Origin of the sequence: Aggregatibacter actinomycetemcomitans (genome assembly GCF_003130205.1) — a bacterium.
GTDB lineage: Bacteria > Pseudomonadota > Gammaproteobacteria > Enterobacterales > Pasteurellaceae > Aggregatibacter > Aggregatibacter actinomycetemcomitans_A.
The window spans coordinates 407,755-431,102 of sequence record NZ_NRDF01000001.1; the positions used below are offsets into that span (position 1 = coordinate 407,755).

The 23,348-nt window shown below is 41.5% G+C and carries 22 protein-coding genes and 1 riboswitch; of the genes, 8 read left to right on the top strand and 14 right to left on the bottom strand.

What is annotated here, in order from left to right; all coding sequences use genetic code 11:
- Positions 1–94: 94 nt before the first annotated feature.
- Together fabA and DK423_RS01890 are read right to left on the bottom strand one after the other, a co-directional pair.
- Positions 95–625: a bifunctional 3-hydroxydecanoyl-ACP dehydratase/trans-2-decenoyl-ACP isomerase gene (gene fabA / locus DK423_RS01885; protein WP_005548745.1), complete on the bottom strand. Its 531-nt coding sequence runs from the start codon at positions 623–625 to the stop codon at positions 95–97.
- Between the two features lie 142 nt (positions 626–767).
- The gene (locus DK423_RS01890; protein ID WP_109043854.1) at positions 768–2,552 is read right to left on the bottom strand and encodes an AAA family ATPase; all 1,785 of its coding nucleotides are present in this window, start codon (positions 2,550–2,552) and stop codon (positions 768–770) included.
- Positions 2,553–2,698: 146 nt separating this feature from the next.
- On the opposite strand from DK423_RS01890, the gene matP reads away from it, so the two are divergent.
- Positions 2,699–3,145 carry a macrodomain Ter protein MatP gene (gene matP / locus DK423_RS01895; RefSeq protein ID WP_005557098.1) on the top strand — a complete coding sequence of 149 codons (447 nt, stop codon included), beginning with the start codon at positions 2,699–2,701 and terminating at the stop codon, positions 3,143–3,145.
- A gap of 66 nt (positions 3,146–3,211) precedes the next feature.
- Here the strand turns inward: matP and cspD are convergent, their stop codons facing one another.
- From cspD to DK423_RS01915, 4 genes are all read right to left on the bottom strand, one after another.
- Positions 3,212–3,421 (bottom strand): cold shock domain-containing protein CspD, encoded by a 210-nt coding sequence (cspD, locus tag DK423_RS01900; protein WP_005557099.1) that lies wholly within the window; start codon positions 3,419–3,421, stop codon positions 3,212–3,214.
- A gap of 189 nt (positions 3,422–3,610) precedes the next feature.
- A complete protein-coding gene (locus DK423_RS01905; protein ID WP_005557100.1) occupies positions 3,611–3,775 on the bottom strand; it encodes a YoaH family protein in 165 nt (54 codons plus the stop codon).
- A gap of 52 nt (positions 3,776–3,827) precedes the next feature.
- Positions 3,828–4,541 (bottom strand): tRNA pseudouridine(65) synthase TruC, encoded by a 714-nt coding sequence (gene truC, locus DK423_RS01910; RefSeq protein ID WP_005557101.1) that lies wholly within the window; start codon positions 4,539–4,541, stop codon positions 3,828–3,830.
- Positions 4,538–4,852: a YqcC family protein gene (locus tag DK423_RS01915; RefSeq protein ID WP_005557102.1), complete on the bottom strand. Its 315-nt coding sequence runs from the start codon at positions 4,850–4,852 to the stop codon at positions 4,538–4,540. The genes truC and DK423_RS01915 overlap by 4 nt, the downstream gene beginning before the upstream one ends.
- 108 nt (positions 4,853–4,960) lie before the next feature.
- Here DK423_RS01915 and DK423_RS01920 point away from each other — a divergent pair, with 108 nt between their 5' ends.
- Together DK423_RS01920 and queF are read left to right on the top strand one after the other, a co-directional pair.
- On the top strand, positions 4,961–5,743 hold the full coding sequence (locus DK423_RS01920) for a Zn-ribbon-containing protein (protein ID WP_061886196.1): 783 nt from the start codon (positions 4,961–4,963) through the stop codon (positions 5,741–5,743).
- Positions 5,744–5,751: 8 nt separating this feature from the next.
- Positions 5,752–6,591: an NADPH-dependent 7-cyano-7-deazaguanine reductase QueF gene (gene queF / locus DK423_RS01925; RefSeq protein WP_005557104.1), complete on the top strand. Its 840-nt coding sequence runs from the start codon at positions 5,752–5,754 to the stop codon at positions 6,589–6,591.
- Between the two features lie 51 nt (positions 6,592–6,642).
- On the opposite strand, the gene DK423_RS01930 is transcribed toward queF, so the two are convergent.
- The 3 genes from DK423_RS01930 to DK423_RS01940 are packed head-to-tail and all read right to left on the bottom strand — an operon-like array spanning position 6,643 to position 11,115.
- On the bottom strand, positions 6,643–7,893 hold the full coding sequence (locus tag DK423_RS01930; protein ID WP_005557105.1) for a sigma-54-dependent transcriptional regulator: 1,251 nt from the start codon (positions 7,891–7,893) through the stop codon (positions 6,643–6,645).
- Positions 7,886–9,868: an ATP-binding protein gene (locus DK423_RS01935; RefSeq protein ID WP_061886958.1), complete on the bottom strand. Its 1,983-nt coding sequence runs from the start codon at positions 9,866–9,868 to the stop codon at positions 7,886–7,888. The genes DK423_RS01930 and DK423_RS01935 overlap by 8 nt, the downstream gene beginning before the upstream one ends.
- On the bottom strand, positions 9,865–11,115 hold the full coding sequence (locus DK423_RS01940; RefSeq protein ID WP_005557107.1) for an ABC transporter substrate-binding protein: 1,251 nt from the start codon (positions 11,113–11,115) through the stop codon (positions 9,865–9,867). Before DK423_RS01940 ends, DK423_RS01935 begins: the two co-directional genes overlap by 4 nt.
- A 373-nt stretch (positions 11,116–11,488) precedes the next feature.
- Between DK423_RS01940 and DK423_RS01945 the strand changes: the two genes are divergently transcribed.
- From DK423_RS01945 to DK423_RS01960, 4 genes are read left to right on the top strand one after another with little or no spacing between them, the layout of a single operon-like run.
- Positions 11,489–12,487 carry an ABC transporter substrate-binding protein gene (locus DK423_RS01945; RefSeq protein WP_005557108.1) on the top strand — a complete coding sequence of 333 codons (999 nt, stop codon included), beginning with the start codon at positions 11,489–11,491 and terminating at the stop codon, positions 12,485–12,487.
- A 21-nt stretch (positions 12,488–12,508) separates the two neighbouring features.
- Entirely contained in the window at positions 12,509–13,588 is a 1,080-nt protein-coding gene (locus DK423_RS01950; protein WP_061886052.1) for an ABC transporter ATP-binding protein, read from the top strand.
- A gap of 2 nt (positions 13,589–13,590) precedes the next feature.
- A complete protein-coding gene (locus tag DK423_RS01955) occupies positions 13,591–15,285 on the top strand; it encodes an ABC transporter permease (RefSeq protein WP_005557110.1) in 1,695 nt (564 codons plus the stop codon).
- A 21-nt stretch (positions 15,286–15,306) separates the two neighbouring features.
- Positions 15,307–16,365, top strand: coding sequence for an ABC transporter ATP-binding protein (locus tag DK423_RS01960; RefSeq protein WP_005557112.1), 1,059 nt, complete (start codon positions 15,307–15,309; stop codon positions 16,363–16,365).
- A 127-nt stretch (positions 16,366–16,492) separates the two neighbouring features.
- Here DK423_RS01960 and DK423_RS01965 read toward each other — a convergent pair whose 3' ends face one another.
- From DK423_RS01965 to DK423_RS01985, 5 genes are all read right to left on the bottom strand, one after another.
- A complete protein-coding gene (locus DK423_RS01965) occupies positions 16,493–17,029 on the bottom strand; it encodes an elongation factor P hydroxylase (RefSeq protein ID WP_005557114.1) in 537 nt (178 codons plus the stop codon).
- A gap of 99 nt (positions 17,030–17,128) precedes the next feature.
- Complete coding sequence (gene ftsH, locus DK423_RS01970; RefSeq protein ID WP_032996629.1) at positions 17,129–19,072, bottom strand: ATP-dependent zinc metalloprotease FtsH; 1,944 nt, start codon at positions 19,070–19,072, stop codon at positions 17,129–17,131.
- A 115-nt stretch (positions 19,073–19,187) separates the two neighbouring features.
- A complete protein-coding gene (gene rlmE / locus DK423_RS01975; RefSeq protein ID WP_005557120.1) occupies positions 19,188–19,817 on the bottom strand; it encodes a 23S rRNA (uridine(2552)-2'-O)-methyltransferase RlmE in 630 nt (209 codons plus the stop codon).
- A 134-nt stretch (positions 19,818–19,951) separates the two neighbouring features.
- Positions 19,952–20,788 (bottom strand): formyltetrahydrofolate deformylase, encoded by an 837-nt coding sequence (purU, locus tag DK423_RS01980; RefSeq protein WP_032996630.1) that lies wholly within the window; start codon positions 20,786–20,788, stop codon positions 19,952–19,954.
- Positions 20,789–20,855: 67 nt separating this feature from the next.
- Positions 20,856–21,254, bottom strand: a complete 399-nt coding sequence (locus tag DK423_RS01985) for an H-NS family histone-like protein (RefSeq protein WP_005557125.1) — start codon at positions 21,252–21,254, stop codon at positions 20,856–20,858.
- Positions 21,255–21,426: 172 nt separating this feature from the next.
- Positions 21,427–21,601, top strand: a riboswitch (Lysine riboswitch).
- A 93-nt stretch (positions 21,602–21,694) separates the two neighbouring features.
- On the opposite strand from DK423_RS01985, the gene DK423_RS01990 reads away from it, so the two are divergent.
- Positions 21,695–23,227, top strand: a complete 1,533-nt coding sequence (locus DK423_RS01990) for a Na+/H+ antiporter NhaC family protein (RefSeq protein ID WP_005557127.1) — start codon at positions 21,695–21,697, stop codon at positions 23,225–23,227.
- Positions 23,228–23,348: the final 121 nt, after the last annotated feature.

The window sequence follows — 23,348 nt, forward strand, 5'->3', positions numbered from 1 at the left end:
TATGCAGATAAAAATGTCAAAAAAACGAACCGCACTTTGTTTCAAAGTTTCAAAAAGTGCGGTTAAAAATTTAAGTGTTTTTTAAGGTTGCGAGTTAGAAACTTGAGGTATCTTGAAACAAGCCGACTTTCAAATCCGTTGCGGTGTAAATAACACGACCATCCACTTCCACTTCGCCGTCTGCCATGCCCATGACTAATTTGCGGTTAATCACGCGTTTCATGTTAATGCGATAAACGACTTTTTTCGCCGTCGGGAGAATTTGCCCGGTAAATTTCACTTCGCCAACGCCTAAGGCTCTGCCTTTGCCTTTGCCGCCAACCCAACCTAAAAAGAAGCCGACTAATTGCCACATGGCATCTAAGCCCAAACAACCCGGCATAACAGGGTCGCCGATAAAGTGGCAGGCGAAAAACGGTAAATCAGGATGAATATCCAACTCGGCTTCAATGTAGCCTTTGCCAAATGTACCGCCGTCTTCAGTCATTTTTACGATACGATCCATCATGAGCATGGTCGGTGCCGGCAATTGCGGGCCTTCTTTGCCAAACAATTCACCACGTCCTGAAGCCAATAAATCTTCGTAAGTGTAACTGTCTTTAATGTTTGGAGTACAAGTGTTCATTATTAATCATCCTATAAAATTTGTTTAAGCGATTCAAAATTGAATGCGGGTGGGATTCTAACAAAGCATCCCGGCATTTAGAATAGCTAACACTTGTACGCCTAACTTGTCCGATCAGTTATTTTTTTATGGAAATATCGATTTAACGATTTTTTCTGCCGAAGAATAAATCCCAAAGACCGTGCTTGTGGGATTGTTGCTCGGAGTATTGCTCAATACGCTGATTGATCAAACGGGACAACGGCATGGTGCTGAAATCGTACGTTTTATTCTCCTGCTCTACCAAGTCCCGTTGCAATAAAATCTCACAGGCTTGATCCACGGTTTCCACTGGATAAATAAAAAATTCCTGATTTTTAACCGCACTGACCACCGCTTCGGACAAGCTCAACTGATTGAGTACCGCACTCGGAATCATCACGCCTTGCTTGCCCGTTAATCCTCGGCATTGGCAAATAGTGAAAAAGCCCTCAATTTTGTCATTCACGCCCCCTACGGAATGCACCAAACCGAATTGATCGATAGCGCCTGTAATGGCGATGGATTGCGGCAACGGCAAGGCGGATAATGCGCTCAATAATACGCAAAAACCGGCGAGTGAAGCGCTGTCGCCGTCAATTTCGCCGTAAGATTGCTCGAACACCAAAGACGCGGAAAACGGCAGTTGTGAGGGCAACTCGAGAATATTCGCCAAACAGGCTTCGGCAATCATAATGCCTTTGCTGTGAATGTTGCCCGCCAGTTCATTTTTGCGTTCCACATCGACGATTTCACCATCGCCAAATTGCACGATACAACTGATTCGGGAAGGTTCACTGAAAGATAAAGGCATGCCGGGATATTCAATCACCGATAAGCCGTTAATCTGCCCCACCATTTCGCCCTCGGTCGCCACATAGATTTGATCCTGCAAAATGGCGTCATAGGTTTGTTCACGCAAAAAGCCGTATTGCGCCGTTTTATGTAAAAAATAGCGCTCAAAATCCACCGCACTTAATATATCGGATTCGCTTAAAAGTGCGGTCTCTGTGAGTAGCGTTTTTAATTTCAACGGCGATACATTAATCAAATGACGATTCTCACTGTCACGCACCAACAATTGATACAGTTTGTTAAAACCGCTTAATTCTAACGGCGGTAAGTGATTTTGTTGTGCGACGGTTTGCACATAATTCATCCATTGTTGTTGCTGTTCCGCCGTTTTCACACTGCAATAACTTTCAATTTCCCCATAATCCGCCAGTTGATAAAGCCCTTCTTCCAGTTCTTCCAACATGGCTAATTCCGTGCGGTTGCCCAGCACAATGACTTTCAATTGCAACGGATAGCTTGGAATTTCACAAGGTAGGGTTTTAAACGGATGGGCGGAATACCAATCAAACATCCCCGTCGTTAAAATCTGTTTCAGGCGTTGCCATAAATCAAATTGCGCCAATAACGCCCCGGCGCTGACAATCAACACACCGTGATTCAACTGATGAACCAAGCCGGCGTGAAGCTGAATATCATGTGAAGACGCATGAATTTTAACGGAACCGAAAAGCTGAAATTGATCGAAATACAATGCCGTTGCGACGGTTTTCTGCGCGGCGAAATTGTCCTCTACCGATTGCGCCGGCGCCGTATAAACACGCGGAAAAGAAAAGGAATCGCCCTGCTCCACAATGTATTGCACGCCGTTCACCGCAAGCGCCGGTTGTTGTTTTGCAATAAAACCTTCCAATAAAGCGGCGTACTCCGCTTGGTCATCGGCTTTCAGGACCAATAAAGTGCGGTGGGAATTTCGGATGAAATTACAGATGGCTTCGCCCGCGCGGGGTTGTAGAGAGAAAAAATCCTGAGGTTGTGAGGGAATTTCAGTCACGGATAATTCCGGACGTAACGCCTGCCAAGACAATGTGTTATTAGATAAAGAAGATGAAGTCACGTTAATCTCTGGGTTATGTTTAATTTGCGCGCATTATCGCATATTTCTTCGCGTCTTTCTTAGTCTCGCGTAAAAATTTGCTAGAAAATCCGTGACAAAAAGCGTATAGTGACACAGTTACCACGTCACTAAGATGGTTTAGCAAAATGAAATATCAAAAGTTAGAAAATCAAGAAGCACATTGGAAATGGGTTTATTTAACGAAAAAAGCCCGCGAAGGCGAAAACGTTACCCGTTACGAAGAAAAAAGTTTGCAGGAAGGCATCGTTAAACAACTCATCGGCTGTCAAAATTACCCGCAAAAAATTGAAGAATGGATAAAAACCCATTTGGCACCGGAATTGGTGATCAAGCTCGACCAAGCCATTCGCGCCAGAAGAAAACGTTTTTTCAACGGTGAAAAACAATCCACCAAGAAAAAATCCATAGATTTGGAATATGCCGTTTGGCTGCGTTTATCCAAATATTCCCGCAAAATGCAAATGACGCTGTCGGAAACCATTTCCTACATGATTGACGAGCGCGAGAAAAAAGCCTTGTACGAAAACCAAATGTCCGCCATGAAAGCGGGGTTGAAAGATCTGCTGAAATAAAAAAAGACAAGTCCGATAAGGGCTTGTCTTTGTACTTCTAATGGCTACTAATAAGGAATCTTTAATTTATTCTACAACGGGAATGATTTTTGTCGCGTGAGAGCCTTTGTCGCCGTGAATCACTTCAAACTGGACTTTTTGACCTGCTTTCAATGAACGATACCCTTCCATTTCAATCACTGAATAATGTGCAAAGATATCGGTATCACTGCCTTCAACAGAAATAAAGCCAAATCCTTTTGCATTATTAAACCATTTAACAACACCAACTTCCATAATTCAAACCTCTTATGGTTTTTAGTCCTTATAGAACTACATTTACTTCAATAAGACAAAATGCCCTATCACCTTGATTTGCTGACGGTTATATTAAGTAAATTTGTTGCTTGCGCAATAAAAAAAGTTTCAAAATCAAACAGAGATCACAAAAATTATTAGAATTTTGCTGCAAAAACACTTCAGCAATTACTTCTCTTTTGCTTTATCCGCCCGATTTTGTTTCCGTAATTGTTTTGCCACCCGGGCGATGGCTTCGCCGCTGCCCACGCCTTGCGCCATTAATTCCTGAATTTTTTCCACGGCAAGTTGCTGCTGTTCATGGGTTAAATATAATAAATCGTTATCTAACATTGCATTTCCTTTATATTTGTATAAAAAGTGCGGTCGTTTTTTTAACTATTTTTTACCACTGAAACGTCCGCATTAAATGTTTCCATTGCTCATCCAATCCCGCTTCAATGGTTATCGGCTGCCCTGTCAGCGGGTGAACAAAGGTTAATTTTTCGGCGTGTAACATTAAACGGGAACAACCGGTGTGTTCCGTAAAAGCACGATTTTGGTGCAAATCGCCGTATTGCGTATCGCCCAAAACCGGATGAAAAATATGTTTCATGTGACGGCGAAGCTGGTGTTTACGCCCGGTTTTCGGCGTTAAACGGACCAACGAATAGCGTGAAGTGGCATAACGCCCCACGCCGTAAGGCATTTCAACGGTTTTCAATCCGTCGTAAAAAGTGACCGCACTTTGCGGCGCTTTATCCTGCTGCGCAAACTTATCGGCAATTTTATCCAACTTCACTTTCAACGGATAATCAATTTCACCCTGCCCTGTCACATAACCACGAACTACCGCCAAATATTGCTTTTCCGTTTGTTTTTGTTCAAATTGGTGACATAATAAATTCGCCGTTTCGCTGTTCAACGCAAATAATAATACGCCTGATGTGGGACGATCCAAACGATGAATGGGATACACCAACCGCCCGATTTGATCCCGTAAGGTTTGCATCACAAATTGCGTTTCGTGACGATCAAGCCAACTGCGATGCACCAACATCCCCGCCGGTTTATTTACCGCAACCAGCACATCATCCTGATACAAAATGTCTAAATTCATTGTTGTTGCAGCAGTTTTTCGATTTCAATGATCGGGAGCAATAATTCCGCCAAATAATCGTCTTCCTTTAACGCTTCCTCTAAATACGGACTGATGGCAATTTGGTTCGGCAACGGTGCTTGGCTTTCCAGCAACGCGTACATACGCGGAATAAAAATCCATTGCAGCCACTCCGTCGGGCTCATGGTATCCAACGCAAAAGGCTGTTCACTCAAAAAAGCGTCTTCCTGCGGCGGCATGGCTTGCCACAACGCCAAACGTTCCATGGTTTTCTGCAAATTTTGCAAATGTAACCGGGTTTGTTGATACATAAGAAATACCTCGTAAAAAAACGGCTCATTGTAGAAGATTTGCCGTTTTTACGCCAGCGCGACAAATTTCGTGTAGAATTCGCCTTTTACTCTCTCATGTGAACAATTATGTATTTAATCGAAGCCTTTTTCTCCCGCCAAAACAATCTATTTCCCTTGGAACAACAAAGCCATTGCATTAATCAAATTATCGAACAATGGCGTTATAACGGACAGATTATCGGGCGTGAGATTCCGCAATTTATTGCCGAACAGGAAAACCAACAAGGCTTGGCGGTGCGTGTTACCTGCCCCGAACAAACCTCGCTCTTGGCGGAGTTTAATAATCAACCGGTGAATGACGCCCTTCAAGCGGCAGAAAAGTGCGGTGTGTTTTTCGAGAGTTTTCACATTGTGGCGGAAGATCTCAATTCTGAAATCACCGCCACGGAAACACCCGCCTGGCAACTGCTCTACACCACCTATTTGCAATCCTGTTCTCCCCTGCAAAGCGGCGATTCTCTACAGCCGATCCCGCTGTATAAACAACTGAAAAACATACCGCACTTGGCAATGGATTTAATCAAATGGCAGGAAAATTGGCAGGCGTGCGATCAGCTGCAAATGAACGGTTCCGTGCTGGAGCAACAAGCCTTAGCGGAAATCTCGGGCACACAAAGCACGCTGTTTAAGCACGGCTATCATTTAACGCAGGAAATTGAGCAACACAGCGGCATTCCCACATACTATTATTTATACCGCATCGGCGGCGAAAGCCGTGCAGCGGAATTGCAATCCCATTGCCCGTTGTGTAAAAGAAAGTGGGTCTTAAATGCACCGCTTTTTGGCTTCTTATATTTTAAATGTGATCATTGCCGCCTCGTTTCAAACCTCTCGTGGCATTGGCAATAAGGAAAAATATGCACTACCAAGACCCAAGCCTGAACGCTTTAAAACTCGGTCAGCAAACAAAATATGCGGAAAAATATGACCGCACTTTATTACAACCCGTGCCACGCCGCCTCAATCGTGACACCTTAGGCATTACGCAAACCCAGCCGTTTTCCATCGGCACCGATATTTGGACGGCGTATGAAATTTCATGGCTGAACCCGAAAGGTGTGCCGCAAGTGGCGATCGCCGATGTGCAAATTGATTTTCGCAGTGAAAATTTAATCGAATCGAAAAGTTTTAAACTGTATTTAAACAGCTTCAACCAAACAAAATTTGCCGATTTCGCCGAGGTTCAGCACATTTTGCAACAAGATTTACAAAATTGCGCTAAGGGTGAAGTCAAAGTGCGGTTAAATTCATTGGCAAATTATACGAATCAGCCCATTGTGGCGTTACATGGCGACGGTATTGATGGGCTGGATATTGATATTGAAGATTATGCGTTTAATGCGGACTTGCTGGAGAATTGTACGAACGGCGACATCGTAGAAGAAACGCTGGTCAGCCATTTGCTCAAATCCAACTGTCTGATCACCCAACAACCGGACTGGGGCAGCCTGCAAATTCATTATGTAGGCAAGCAAATTAACCGCGAACAGCTGCTGCGCTACATCATCTCATTTCGTCAGCACAACGAATTCCACGAACAATGCGTCGAACGCATTTTCTGCGATCTCATGCACTACGCTAAACCGGAAAAACTCACCGTTTACGCGCGCTACACCCGCCGCGGCGGTTTGGACATCAACCCATACCGCTCCAACTTTGAACCTTTACCACCGAATTTACGACTGGCACGACAGTAAAAACAAAAGTGCGGTTAAAAAACGCTATGGATTTTGACCGCACTTTTTGATTTATAATTTATAACTTTTCTTATCCAATCCGTATTTTTTCATCCGTAAGTAAAGTTTTTTTCTAGGAATATCAAGGTGTTTAACCACATCATTAATTTTTCCCTGATAAAAAACCAGCGCATCTTCAATAAGCTGCTTTTCATATTGATTTAATTTTTCATCTAACGAATTCACCTGAGCGTCATTAAATACAGGAGCAACCGCCGAAGGAATATGAGAAAGTAAGCCGATTGCATAAAGTTCCGCGACGTTAATCAATTCTTTCACATTTCCATGCCATTCTTTACTACGTAAACTTTGCAATATTTTTTTATCCGGCATGACGATAGGTTTATTTAATCTCAAACAAATATTTTTTACATAATGATTAAAAATATCAACCGCATCAATAATATGTTTACACAAAGGAAGCGTTTCAATTTGAGTATAAATAAAAAAATAATAAAATTCGGCACTTATCTGCCGACAGCGAATTAATTCGTTAAGCTCGGTATCGCTCAATAAAATTAAACGAAATTGAATCTCTTCATAGTGTAGAAACTGAATTAAATGTTGTTGTTCTTCAACAGGAAGATAATGCATATTCTTAATAATTAAAGTCCCTGATTTTGTTTTTTTAATTAACTCAATAATATTGATATTGTCATTTTGTGTACATTCGTGAAAAACCATCGGCAATGTTTTTCGATCGCTTAATTTATGCAGATAAGTGGCTGCCAAATGACGACCGGTGCCAATCTCTCCCCAAATAAAAACAGGTAAATTTGAATTTGCCAGTTTCTGTAATTGTTTTTTTAACTCGTTAATCCAAACACTGCTGCCAATAAAAACGTCATTAATTTTTTCCATTTGCCATTGGCGCTTTTCAATCACTTTTTTCCGTTTTTCTAAAGCGTTCTCTACTTGAATCAGTAATTTTTCAGGCGAAACCGGTTTTTCAAAGAAATTTGTCGCCCCTTTCTTGACAGCTTCTACCGCCATGGGTACATCCCCATGACCTGTAATCATAATCACCGGAATTTGGCTATCAATTTCAATCATTCGATCTAATATATCTAATCCGGAAATGCCCGGCAATAATACGTCGCAAATAACAACGCCATACCAATTTTCCGGGATTTGATGAATAACCTCTTTGGGTTCGGCAGTTGCAAATACAGAATAACCTTCTTGTTGTAATAAATCGGCATACGATTCCAAAATATCAAAATCATCATCAATTAATAAGACATTATTCTGACAATTAAACATTATTTACCACCTTAAATTCCAAAATAATAAGTGCATTTTTTGTTAATGTGGAGGCTATTAACAACTCACCTTGGCATTGCTGCATAATAGATAAACTTATCGTTAACCCTAAACCTAAATTAATGGATTTACTACTGGAAAAAGGTTGTAATAATTTATCTGACAAAGGCCAACCGGAACCATTATCATAAATCCACAATATCATTTTCTGTTGTGATATATATTGTACTTCTATTTTAATTTCCGGTTTTTCATGCTGCATGGCTTCCAGTGAGTTCATAAAAATATTAACAAATACTTGCTCTAATAATATTTCATCACCTAATACATTTGGCAGATCAGCGGGAAGATATACCTGTGCATTAAGATGCTTATGTTTCGGTTCTAACAAATCCCAGGCATTATTTATACATTCAGATAAATTAACTTCATGCAATATATTTTTGGTTTGGCGGGAAAAATGGCGCAATCTTTTTACCACCAGTGCCGTACGCTCCACTAAATGTTCTATTTTCTCTAAATAGTTATTCGCAGAAAAAACATCATTATTTTTGACCGCTCTTTTTGCACTGAAAATATACGCATTCATTGCATTTAGCGGTTGTGTGATTTCATGGTTAATAGATGTTAAGGTTTGTCCCACCACCGCTAATTTTGCCGCTTGAATTAATTCTTGTTGTGTACTGACAAGTTTTTCCTGGATTGCAATACGTTCACTAATTTCATTTAATAAAATTTGATTTCTTCTTTCTAATTCTTCATTTTTTGTGTTGACTTCAAATAAAAATAATCGCAATAATTTTGCTATACGCCCTAATTCATCATCACCACAAACTGAAATTTTAACGGAGGATTCGCCGTTAATAATCCGTTCAACTGATTGATTAAGAGATTGAAAACGCCCTATTAATCTCCGCCGAATATAATAAAAATTAATTGCTGCAACAAAAAGGAAAACAAATAAAATGGCAGACAAAATAATCAAACCGTTTATTCTGGTAGTTTTATTTATTAAATAATGAAACAACTCTAATTGTTTTTGATTATCACCGACCTGACTGTTAATTTGTTGTCTTAATTTGGAAATGAGCAACTCGCTTTCATTCATTAATTGCTGTTGGGAAATATCCAGCCGCTTTCTTTCGGTTAATAAATGAGGTAACGATTGTTCATTTTCTCCGATAGCCAGCAAGGACTCAATAATTTGTTTAATCGTATAGCTTGAAGTATGTTTATCTAAAGACTTAACTTTTTGATCAATTAAATTCTTTAAATAATTAAGCGAATTTGTGAGTGCAACTAATGAATAATCAGAGCGGCTGACGATATGTTGTTTTAGTTCCGTGACAATTTGTTCTTCATAAGTAAGGAAATCATAAAGTAGCAATAATTCATACTGGAATTTTCTAAGTTGTTCAATTTGTTTAGATCTGGTTAAATTATTCGTAATATGATTGGCTAATGTTTTTTGCTGCCAAACAATTTCCTGCAATAACGCCGTAAATTCATCCCGAAAATCATTATGTAACCAATTGATTTCCGATAACGTTTTATTAAATTTCGTATTCAAGATTAATTGATTATCAATATTTGATGACAACTCTTGCAGAAGATTGGCTTGTTCAATTACGATATTTGGAATTTCATCATTCAAATCTTCATTTAATGATTGGGTCACGTCTTTGAGCGTTTTAATTTGTTTCTGTAACGCATTAAACCATTTAATTTTTTCTTCCGTATTTCGAATATTCTTTGCATTTAATAATGTATTTTCCAATAAATTAATTTGCTCCTCCATACGGAAAGCGGCTTGAATTTTAGGGAAATTCTGATCAATCGCAAAATCAATTTCTATGCGTTGCTGATGCCATGTATATAAACCGACGGCACCGATAAACAGACAAAACAACGCACTGATAATAAGTGATAGTTGTAAACCGGTGCTGATATCCAAGCGTTTAAGCCATTTTTTCATAATTTTTCCACTGCATCGACAAATCGCATTTGCTGTAACATGAAAAATTGTTGCCAATGCAGCAACGCCTCATTTGAATTAAACGTTTCCAAATCATTTTCGTCAGTCGCCTGCTTTTCCGTTATAGGAAGTGCGGTCAAAATTTCCCGCAATTCCGGCAATACATGTCCTGCTTGTTGTTCCTTTTGATACAGAATTTTCCAGTTTTCTTGAATTTGAGCTAAACGGTGAATAATCTGATGCTCAAACATCAGTTTAACTACGTCCTGACGCTTTAACATCAGCTGATAATCAATCGTTGGTTGGGAAAATAAAAATTGTTGGGTTGCATATAGCGGATGGGATTTAGCTAACGAAATAATCGGATATTTGCCCATTTTGCTATGATACAACGTGCTTTGCCCCGAATTACTTAAGAGAAAATGGATAAATGCCGATGCCTGCCGGCTATTGGTACTATTTGTCGTTATTGCGATAAACGTCGGAGAAACGGGGAAATTCGGAAAATATTTAAACATCAAAGCCGAATGCGGATCCGCATTGTAATGTGTGAGCAAATTTGCGTAATTATCAATGGTAATCCCAGCTGCGCCTAACCCGGCCTGAACTTTATCAACGACACCAAAACTACGGGAGGAAATGGTTCCGACATTTGCCATAATTTGATGAATTAACGCCCAACCTTGCTGCCAGCCCTGTTTCTGTAATAATGCCTCAATCATAATGTGCGTCGTATCGGAACGGCTCGGACTACTCATAATAACCAGTCCCTGCAAATTAGGAGAAATAAGCCCGGACCAGTCGGTGGGAACATCCACTTCTGCATTTTCCAGCAGGGATACATTGGACAAAATGCCATACCCCGATAGTGAAAATGCTACGGTTGTTTTTTGTAAAATCTCAGGCACGAATTTTTTTCCCCGGCTGAATTTATCCGGCAAAGCAGCCAATCGTTGTTTTTCCTGCAAATGATAAAACAGCATAGGAGAGGAACTTAAAACAAGATCAATATTATCGTTTTTTTCATCATCAAATAACTTGTTTAACGAGTTGCTTGTTCTGTTTAGCATTCTTATCGGGGCGGCATTCGGTTGTTTTTCCCACTCGGTAATTAAATAAGATAGCGATTCCGGTGAAAATGTCGTACCGATGACCAATTCATTGCCATATACCCTTCCTAAACAGGATAAAGCGATGATCAGCACCACAAGCAGAGAATGAAAATAACCTCGTTTTAGCCCAGACATATAAATCACCTATACGAAATATGTTGAATAAAATGATTCTAACCTTGAATTCCAGTCAAATTCTATAAAATACCAATCCATTCATATTTTTTGTGATCCATTTCAAATAATTAAAATTTGGTTATTCTCAATATTTTGAGTTACTCATGGCAATTTTCTTAGGTCATATTTCCGATATGGACCATAAATGAGTCAAAACAGCTTAATCAAAAGGCTATATTTGAGTCAAAAATGCCTCATTTACATTCTTTGAGTCCACTTTTCTTATTTTGTATTAGTGCTATTGTACGTTTGAATTTCACTTTCTGTTCAGTGAATAACTCGTCAAGCAGTACCTCTCATACACTCACATCGATAAATTAAGGAATTGATTATGAATAAGAAATTCACCTCAGGCTTAATTGCACTCAGTTTAGGACTTTCCATCAGCGGCATGGGTGTCGCCCAAGACAAACTCATCGTTTACACCTCCATGAAAGAATCTCTCATCGGGGCGTTAAAAGCCAAATTTAATGAAAAATACCCAGATATTGCGATGGACTATCAGTCCGCTGGTGCAGGTAAATTGATGGCGAAAATCGCCACGGAAAAAGAATCCGGTCAGATTATGGCAGACGTTATTTGGACCAGTGAAGTGCCGGATTTCTTTAATATGAAAGAAACCGGCATGCTGGAAACTTATATTTCGCCCGAAGTAGAAAATATCATCAATCCGATTCCTGATTTTGACGGTTCCTTTACACCGATTCGCTTGGGCACATTAGGTATCGCCTACAACACCCGTTTTGTGAAAAAAGAACCGCCGGCACAATGGGCGGATATTCTTACCCCGCAATTTAAAGGCGCATTCGGTATTGCCAACCCCGCCCTATCCGGTACGTCTTATATGAGCGTGTCTTTATTGAAATCTACCTTCGGTTGGGAATTCTTTGAGAAGTTAAAAGAAAATAAGGCAAAAATCGGTAAAGGCGCCGGTCAGGTCGTGGATGATACCGCTTCCGGTGACTTACTGGCATCATTGGCCGTTGACTATATTACTAATGATAAAATCAGAAAAGGCGCGTCCTTAAAACTCGCTTATCCGAAAGAAATGCTGGTGATCCCAAGCCCTGCCGCCATTATTAAAGGGACAAAAAATCTCTCCAGCGCCCAAAAATTCATTGATTTCTTACTTTCCGAAGATGCACAAAAAATCGTTGCTCACGAAGGTACTTTGCCGGTGAGAAAAGGTATTACCCCGAATCCTGAATTCGGCTTACCATCTGCCGAAGAAGCGATGAACCGCGCAATTCCGATTGACTATAAGAGCGTCATCGCCAACAAAGAAGAAACCGTGAAAAAATTCACTCAAATTCTACAAGGTCGCAATTAATCTGCTGGAAGGACGTGCTTTATGGCAACGATTACATTTGAAAACATTTCTAAAGCATTTGGTTCCCATCAAGTACTAAAGAATTTATCGTTAACGGTAAAAGACGGTGAATGCTTTACCTTGCTAGGACCTTCCGGCTGTGGAAAAACGGTCTTGCTACGTTTGCTTGCGGGCTTTGAGGTACCTGACTCAGGACGGATTTTAATTGATGATACGGTTGTAAGTGATCCTGCCGAACATATTGATATTCAGCCGGATCAACGCGGTTTAGGCGTCGTTTTTCAGGACTATGCCGTGTGGCCGCACATGACGGTATTTGACAATATCGCTTATCCGTTGAAGTTTAAAAATCTCGACAAAGAAATGCTTAAGGCGCAAGTGATGGATGTAGTGGAGCTGGTTAATCTTACCGGGCTGGAACAACGCCTGCCGTCACAATTATCCGGCGGGCAACAACAACGCGTGGCGTTGGCGAGAGCATTGGTTGCCAAACCATCACTCATGTTATTGGATGAACCGTTAAATAATCTGGACGCCAATCTGCGTGAGGAAATGCGTTTTGAGATTAAAGAGTTACAGAAAAAACTCGGTATTACCATTATGTACGTTACTCACGATCAGGAAATTGCCCTGGCAATTTCCGATCGACTGGCGATTATGGCAACGGACGGTTCCATTGAGCAAATCGGTACGCCTTGGGAAATTTATGAAAAATCCGCCAATGAAACCGTGTTTAAGTTTATGGGCTTAGCGAATTTCATTCCCGTACGCTATGAACAAAGGCAACATTTTGTCGGACAAGGTTCTCAAGCAATTCATTGGCATAACTTGCCACAAGAATCCGGCAAACTTGGCTGTCGTCCGTCGGATATTATCCTCAGTAAGCAAGGAGAAGGGCTGCATGCAAAAGTCGTACGCGCCAGTTTCCTCGGCGCAGTCATGGATTATATGCTGGAAATTGACGGCGTCACGTTGCGTATGAAAGTCCCGACCAATAAGGCGCTACAACAAGATTTAATGTTTACGGAGGGAGAAAGCTATTATGTGAATTTCCATGATTTGCTTTGGTTCCCGAATATAACGGATTCGGCAAGGGGGTAATTATGGCCGTAATAGCAAACAAAAGTCCGTTCAATATCGCCAATGTGATTCTGACATTGTCCATCGGTATTTTAGTTATCGTGGTTGCCGTACCGGTACTGCTAATTTTTATTAATTCCTTTTGGGTGGACGGACAATTTAACGTCACCGATGTGGTGCAGATTCTGAAACAACAGGAAACCTATGAAGCGCTATTAAACTCGCTGTTCATCGCGTCCGGCGTGACCATCATGAGTACCTGCGTCGGTACATTTTTCGCTTGGTTAGTCACCAGAACGGATTTGCCCTATAAAGGCTTTATGAAAGTCATGTTCTTAGTGCCGTTCATGCTGCCTTCCTTTATCGGCGCCCTTGCCTGGAAAATGTTGCTTTCGCCGCGCGCAGGTTACATTAACCAGTTCTTTATGGACACGCTGGGATTTGAAGAACCGGTATTTAATATTTATAGCTATGCCGGCATTATGGCGGTAGAAACCATGTATTTGTTCCCGTTCGTCTTCATTCAGGTATGCGGGGCGCTGGAACGCATGGATCCGACCTTGGAAGAATCCGCCCGAATTTCCGGTGCCAGCTTATTTACTATAACCCGCAAAATCACCATTCCGTTGGTGATGCCGAGTATCGTTTCCGGTGCGTTGCTGATTATGCTCTACTCCATGGCACACTTCGGTACGGTAGCAGTATTAGGGATTGAAAACGGTATCTTCAATATTCCGACCTTAATTTACGAACGCATTCACCAAAGTGCGGGTAGTTTTGACGCCATTCGTACGGGAACGGTATTAGCTACCGTACTGGTATTCACCGCCGCCTTTATCATCTGGCTACAAAATAAAGTGTTGAACCGCGGACGTTTTCAAATCATCGCCGGTAAAAGTTTCCGCCCGGTGGAAGTGAAGCTCAGAGGCTTGCGTATGCCGTTATTGATTATCTGCCTGCTTTATATTGCTTTCACGATTGTGCTGCCGACGGCGACTATTTTCTTAGTGGGCGGTTTAAAAACTTACGGTTTACCGATTACCTGGGAAAATCTCACCATGGAAAATTACAAATTCATCCTGTTTGAATGGCAATTAACCAAAGACGCTATCCACAACAGCGTATCCTTAGGTTTAGCCGCCGCCGTGATTACCATGTTTGCTGGTGTGATGATTTCTTACGTTATCGTTAAAATGCGGGTCAGAGGCAAAGCTATTCTGGAATTCTTAGGCATGTTGCCATTCTCCGTACCAGGCTCCGTTATCGCTTTAGGGGTTATTTTGGCATGGAGCGGCAAATTCGGTATCAACCTTTACAACACCGTCTGGATTATCCTTATCGCCTACATCGCCCGTTACATGGCATTCTCTTTGAAAGCAAATTCCGCCGCCTTGGAACAAGTGCATGACTCCTTGGTAGAAGCCGCCCGTGCTTGCGGAGCCAGTATGTGGCAATCACTGAAAGACATCGTTATTCCGTTGGTCAGACCGGGGATGATCGCCGCCTTCTTCTTAATCTTCCTACCTGCACTGCGCGAATTAACGGTTTCCGTGATGTTGTACGGCCCTTCCACCCGCACTATCGGGGTTGCCATTTATACCCTGAATGAAGACGGAGAAACCGTTTATTCCGCCGCACTTGCAGGCATTGCGTTAATTATCATCGTGGTCGGCCAAACCGTTATTAAACGCTATGCCGAAAAGAAAACGCAGAAATAGCCGAATATGAAGGAGAATAAAATGAGTTATATTCAACTAAATAACGTAATGAAAAAATTCGGCGATGTCATAGCCATTCCCGATCTCAATCTTTCCATTGAAAAAGGTGAATGTTTTTCCATGTTGGGTCCCTCCGGTTGCGGTAAAACCACAACATTACGCATGATCGCCGGTTTTGAAGATTTGGACGCCGGCGAAATTAAAGTGGGTGACAAAGTGCTGTCTTCAAAAGCCACCAACTTTTATTTACCGCCGGAAAAACGCCATTTCGGCATGGTGTTCCAAGCCTTTGCCGTTTGGCCGCACATGACGGTGTATGACAATGTGGCGTTTCCGCTAACCCTAAAAAAATTATCCAAACAGGAGATTGAAAAACGTACTAACGATGCCTTACGCCACACCAATTTGCTGAACGTGGCGAAAAAAAGCCCTGATGACCTATCGGGCGGCGGTAAACAACGGGTTGCGCTGGCGCGCGCTTTGGCGCTCAATCCCGATGTGATGTTGCTGGACGAACCTTTATCCAGCCTGGACCCACATTTAAGGGAAGAAATGCGCTTTGAAATCAAAGCATTGCAACGTAAATTCGGTTTCAGCATTATTTACGTTACACACGATCAATCGGAAGCCATGGCGTTATCCGATCGGATTATGGTGATGAAAAAAGGCGTGATCGAACAAATCGATACGCCGCTAAATATTTACAATAATCCGGTGAATAAATTCGTGTTTAATTTCATTGGGCTATCCAATCAGTTAAACGTCAATTTATCTGCGCAAGGTGTCACTATTGATCACTGTGAAGGTGCTTTTAATATTCAACCGGCACCTCCGGCAGAATTATTGGCTCAAGGTAAAGCGCTTCTGGCAAGTCGCCCGTCGGAAATTGAATTCGTCAATCAAGGCGGAATTCCCGGTATCGTGAAACGCCGTTCTTACTTAGGTGAAGTCATTGATTACAGTGTTCATATCGGTGATCAAGAACTGCGCGTACAAAAAGGACGCCGTGACCCGTTGTTAAACGAAGGCGAACCATGTCAAATTCAGTTTACCAAACTACATTGGTATCCCGCCGAATAAAAACGCCTGTAAAAATAACCGCACTTTTCACCGAATAGCTAAAAAGTGCGGTATAAATTTCAGATGTTTTTCGTTAAGCAAAGTGCAGTTAAAAAACGCCGTGGATTTTGACCGCACTTTTCGCGTTCTAAATTCTTGTTACATCAAACTTCGTCAAATCAATACAATCTTCCGTGCCGTAAAACTTAGCGAGGGCTTGACGCAGAGTTTCTGCGCGTTTAGGCAAACCTTTTTCGGCATAGGTTCTCACTTGTTCATATACTGCCCGCTTGAACGGTCGGGTGTCTCCAGGCTGTCCGTTGAGATTGTCGGCGCTGGCGTAATAACGAAAGCCGGCGGCAGTGGCGAGAATCCATTCCAACGCCTGCGGTTTCACTTCTACTTTTTCAAATAAGCGTTGTTGCTCTTCCGATCGCCCGTCGGGTTCATACCAATAACCAAAATCTTCCAACTTACGACGCTCTTTGCCTGCAACCAGCCAATGGGCAATTTCATGTAATCCGCTGCTGTAGAATCCGCGGGCAAAATAGATGACGTTGTAAGAACAATCTTCATTTGCCGGCACGTACAAAGGCTCATCACCCCCCTTGACTAGTTTGGTGTTATATTCCTGTTCAAAACATTGATTAAAAATATGGATTAAATCTTCAATTTTATGTTCCATACCGACTCCCTAAAACTGACGCCTAAAAATAAACCCGCTTAACAAAGCGAGTCGTAATCATAAAGAAAGCCTTTGCAGCCAGCTCAAAAAGCTTTTTGTTTAACTATTAAAAGATTTGGAATCATCGTTTTTTTCCACCGCACTTTGTGTTTCCACGCCCTGTGCGTTATCTGCCATTTTTGGTTCCTCAGCTTTCGGCTGTTGAGGTTCTGCTTTATTTGTGTTTTTTGGTTCTTCCCAACCCGGAGGCGGTGTCACCGGTTGACGATTCATCAACTGCTTGATTTGTTCTTCTTCAATAGTTTCGTATTTCACCAGCGCATCTTTCATTGCGTGTAGAATATCCATATTGTCGATTAGAATCTGTCTCGCGCGGCCATAATTTCGGTTCACAATAGCGCGAACTTCCTCATCGATCACATGTGCGGTTTCATCGGACATGTGTTTGGCTTTCGCCATAGAACGCCCTAAGAATACTTCCCCGTCGTCTTCGGCATAAAGAATTGGGCCGAGTTTATCGGAGAACCCCCATTGAGTCACCATATTACGGGCGATGTTGGTTGCCACTTTAATATCATTGGATGCACCGGTAGAAATATTTTCTTCACCGTAAATCAAATCTTCTGCCAAACGACCTGCGTATAACGTGGAAAGTTTACTTTCCAGCTGTTTTTGGCTGATGCTGATTTGGTCTCCCTCAGGTAAGAAGAAAGTAACACCTAAAGCGCGTCCGCGCGGAATAATCGTAACTTTATGTACCGGATCATGTTCCGGCACTAAATAACCAACGATAGCATGACCGGCTTCGTGATAAGCGGTGGATTCTTTTTGCTTATCGGTCATGATCATAGTACGACGCTCAGGTCCCATGTTGATTTTATCTTTCGCTTTTTCAAACTCTACCATGGTGACCGTGCGCTTATTAGTGCGCGCAGCAAACAACGCGGCTTCATTGACCAGGTTCGCCAAATCCGCACCGGAATAACCCGGTGTTCCGCGCGCCAGAGTCATGGCATCCACATCCGGTGCAACCGGCACCTTACGCATATGCACTTTGAGGATTTGTTCACGACCTTTTACATCCGGCAAACCGACAACAACTTGACGATCAAAACGCCCCGGACGGGTTAACGCCGGGTCCAAAACATCCGGACGGTTCGTTGCGGCAATAACGATAACGCCTTCATTGCCTTCGAATCCATCCATTTCCACCAGCATTTGGTTTAAGGTTTGTTCACGTTCATCATGACCACCACCAAGACCTGCACCACGTTGGCGACCAACAGCATCAATTTCATCAATAAAAATTAAGCACGGTGCATTCTTCTTCGCTTTTTCAAACATATCGCGAACACGGGAAGCGCCAACACCAACGAACATTTCTACAAAGTCTGAACCTGAAATGGTGAAAAACGGCACTTTCGCTTCGCCGGCAATGGCTTTTGCTAATAAGGTTTTACCGGTACCTGGAGGTCCGACCATTAAAATCCCTTTTGGAATCTTACCACCTAAATTTTGAAATTTTTTCGGTTCACGCAAGAAATCAACAATCTCACCTACTTCTTCTTTCGCTTCATCACAACCCGCCACATCGGCAAATGTTGTTTTGATTTGCTCTTGTGTCATCATGCGTGCACGGCTTTTACCAAAGCTCATGGCTTTGCCGCCACCGCCTTGCATTTGTCGCATGAAGAAAACCCAAACACCGATTAATAACAGCATCGGGAACCAAGAAATCAAAATTTGAGATAACAAACTTCTTCTTTCCGGCAGCGTGCCTTCAACTTTCACTTTTTTCTTCAACAAATCATTCAAAAGATCTTTATCTTCCAATGGAATAACTGTTGTATATTTAGCGCCGTCGGTTTTGGTGACTAAAATTTCATTATCTTCAAATTTAGCCTGACGCACCTGATTATTTTCAACATCCGAAATGAATGTCGTATAATCCGTTACTCCTCCGCCGGAAGTGGTATTAAAACTTTGATATGCAGTCATCATGACAACGGCCACAACCACCCAAAGAATTAAATTTTTTACCATATCGTTCAAGGCATTACCTCGTATTTATAAGTTAATAACGTGTTGTAAGGTTACTATATTTATCTCAAAAATTAAAGTTATCAAATCAATTGAGCTTATTTGTAACTTAATTTGATTAGTGTTTATAACCGCTTGCAACAATATAAACCTCCCGAGATCGGTCTCGGGAAGCTTCAGGTTTACGAACTTTGACCACACTGAACAGAGAACGAATCTCTTTTAAGTATTCATCAAAACCTTCTCCCTGAAAAACTTTTACTACAAAACTTCCTTTATTGGCGAGAATCTGCTTGCACATATCAAGCGCAAGTTCTACTAAATACATCGCACGCGGAATATCCACGGATGGCATACCACTGAAATTCGGTGCCATATCTGACATCACCACATCTACTTTGCCTTCACCGACCCGCTCCAATAAAATTTTTAACACATTTTCATCACGGAAATCGCCCTGTAGAAAATCCACACCTACAATGGGATCCATTTCCAGAAGATCACAGGCAATAACCCGTCCATTGAGCCCAATTTGGCTTACCACATACTGCGACCACCCGCCCGGCGCTGCACCTAAGTCAACCACCGTCATACCTGATTTAAACAAGTGGTCGGTTTGTTGAATTTCATCCAGTTTGAAATAGGCTCGGGAACGCAACTTTTGTTTATGCGCTTTTTGTACAAAAGGATCTTTAAAATGCTCGTTTAACCAACGGGTTGAACTCGCCGAACGTTTTTTCTTGCCCATAATTTATCTTCATTTTGCAATGTTATTGTATATTAAGGCTGGCGTTTCGCTTTTCAAGCCCGAATATCATGAATAAAAAACCCGTCTTCATACATACTGAAGATGGTTTGAAAGAATCACAGCCAAAGTGCGGTCTATAAAACAATCGTTTTATTCTTATACACAAAAATACGATCATGTAACGCAAGATCCAGTGCACGGCTTAATACTGTTTTTTCCACGTCGCGTCCGGCTTTCATCATAGCTTCCACACTATAGGTGTGATCTATATTAATCACATTTTGCATAATAATCGGACCTTGATCTAATTCGTTATTAATAAAATGCGCCGTCGCACCGATAATTTTTACACCGCGCTCATAAGCCTGTTGATACGGTTTTGCGCCGATAAATGCAGGTAAAAACGAATGATGAATGTTAATTACCCGATTCGGATAACGCGCCACAAATTTCGGGTTTAAGACCCGCATATATTTTGCCAGCACAATATAATCCGGTGCCAATTCATCAATTTTTTCGGCTAATAAACAATCATGTTCTTCACGGGTTAAATTTTGATGGCTAATCCAGAAAAATGGAATATCAAATCGCTCCACCAAACTGCGTAATGTTTCATGATTCCCAATCACCCCTGCAATTTCTACATTCAAACCGCCATAATAATTTTTCATTAAAATATCACCGAGGCAATGAGCTTCTTTGGTAACTAAAATGACAATTCGCTTACATTTTGTGCTAATTAAACGACAATTCGTTCCCGGCGGTAAACTCAGTTTAAAATCTGCTAGCAGGGTCTCTTCGTTAAAAATACCTTGCAATTCCGTTCTCATAAAAAAATGCTTGGTTTCAAAATCAACAAACTCATTATTGTGCACAATATTCAGCTGATGTTTATAGCAAATATTGGTAATTTTAGAAATGAGTCCTTTATCATCAGGGCAATCGGTCAGTAAAATTTTATTTTGAATCATAATGCGTAACATTAAGATAAAAAGAAAACCCATAAAAATGGGTTTTCTTTTATTAAGAGAAATTGAATTAAATTTTAAAAGAAGATAAAGATTTACCTTTATCTAATTGTACTTGGATCGCTTTAGGTGTTCTGCCTTGGCCTGTCCAAGTTTTCGTTACGCCCTTTTCATCAACATATTGATATTTTGCAGGACGGGTATCTCTTTTCTTACGAACCGCATCGGAACCTAAAATCTCTGCTAATTCGTCTGCGGTGATACCTTCTTGCTTTAATAATTCTTTATATTTTGCAATCCGTTCTTGTCGCTCGTTTTCTTCTTGCTGAGCTTTTAAAATCTCTTCTTTCTTTTCCGTAACGACTAATTGCAATTTTTCCAAAATACTTTCAAGCTGTTCTAATGCTAAATCACGCGCAACCATACGCAAACTACGAATATTCGTTAATATTTTTAACACATCGGACATTAAATTTTCTCCTCTAGACACAATTAAATTAATATACACGAAGCTAGGCTATCATAAACAAATTACCCACATAGGTAAATACCATTTTTAATTAAATTAGTTCAATCATTTCATCTAAATTTTATTTAGTGATTGGTTTTTCTCATTTTTTATTGTAATCTTTAACTCATCCTACTTGTGTAGAGGTGCAAACGTTATAAGTATATTTTCCGAGTGGATAACGGTGAAGAAAATGGAAAGGAACGTTTGCCGAAATCAGTTAAAAGTCATTTTAATTGGTTGGTGACGTCTTCGAAAGAACCGTCACTGTCATAGTCTGTAAACAACTATGGAGCGCTACTGTTAGGTTAGGCCCTATTTTGCCTACCCTTTTTTAAATCATTTCGACCCCGATTAAATATTTAAAGTCAGTGGTTCTCCCTTAATATTAGGAAGAACAAATGGAACTCATTGATTATTCATCATCAGTCTGGTCGGTATTACCACCGTTATTTGCGTTGTTACTCGCCATCATTACCCGCCGCGTATTGCTCTCTTTGAGCGTCGGTATTTTTGTCGGTGCTATTATGCTGACAGATGTGAATCTAACAAATACCTTAGTTTATTTAAAAAATAACGTATCCTCCCTCTTCGTCAAGGAAGATGGTTTAAATACCAACAATATCAACATTATTCTTTTCTTATTATTACTCGGAATTTTGACCGCCCTTTTAAGTATGTCCGGCAGTAACCGTGCCTTTGCAGAATGGTCACAAAAACAGATTAAAGATCGCCGTGGGGCAAAACTGGTTGCCGCTTCGTTAGTCTTCGTCACCTTCATCGATGACTATTTCCACAGTTTAGCCGTAGGTGCTATTGCCCGCCCGATTACCGATAAATTCAAAGTCTCCCGCGCCAAATTAGCTTACATTCTTGACTCTACCGCTGCACCGATGTGCGTACTCATGCCGGTATCCAGCTGGGGCGCATATATCATTACTTTAATCGCCGGCTTATTGGCAACCTACTCCATCACCGGCTATTCACCAATCGGAGCGTTTATGGCAATGAGTGCTATGAACTATTACGCTATTTTCTCCATTTTAATGGTGTTCTTCGTAGCCTATTTCAGCTTTGACATCGGTCCCATGGCAAGACATGAAAGACTGGCATTGGAAACAGAAAATACGCAAGGAGAAACGCTTTCCGGTATAAACGGTCATGTACGCAATTTAGTATTACCAATTATCACTCTTATTATCGTAACAATTTCTGCCATGCTATACACCGGTAACCTAGCCTTAACAGCTAGCGGAAAGCCATTCAGTATACTTGGCGCCTTTGAAAATACCACCGTAGGTGTATCTTTAGTTACCGGTGGTGTAAGTGCGGTGATTATTGCATCCATTTGTATTTTATCCGATCGCCTGGTAAGCCTGCATGAATATGTCAAAGCCTGGGTGCTGGGCGTGAAATCTATGCTTGGCGCCATTTTAATTCTGTTTTTTGCCTGGACAATCAATAATGTGGTCAGCGATATAAAAACCGGTACTTATTTAGCCTCCTTAGTATCCTACGCCTTACCACTTGCGTTCTTACCGGCACTGCTTTTTGTTTTGGCCGCCATTATGGCATTTTCCACCGGCACCAGTTGGGGAACCTTCGGGATTATGCTGCCCATCGCCGCGGCCATCGCTTCCCACGCGATGCATGGTTCCGTAGAATTTATGTTACCATGTTTATCGGCGGTCATGGCAGGCGCCGTATGTGGTGACCACTGTTCACCAGTGTCGGACACTACTATTCTGTCTTCCACCGGTGCAAAATGCGACCACATGGATCATGTCACTTCCCAGTTGCCTTATGCTATCACTATAGCCACCGCAAGTATTGCAGGCTACATTGTAGTTGGTTTCACCTATTCCGGTTTACTTGGATTCATCACCACGGGTATTGTCCTCCCCTTGCTGGTACTTATCTTTAAGAAACATTAAATCGTGATCCAGCACATAAAATTCAAAAACCAATCCGCACGTAAAACGTGCGGTTTTTAGGCTACCCTATAAGGGCCTAGTACTTCACATGCCCTTCAAAGGGCATGTGAAAACCAACAAC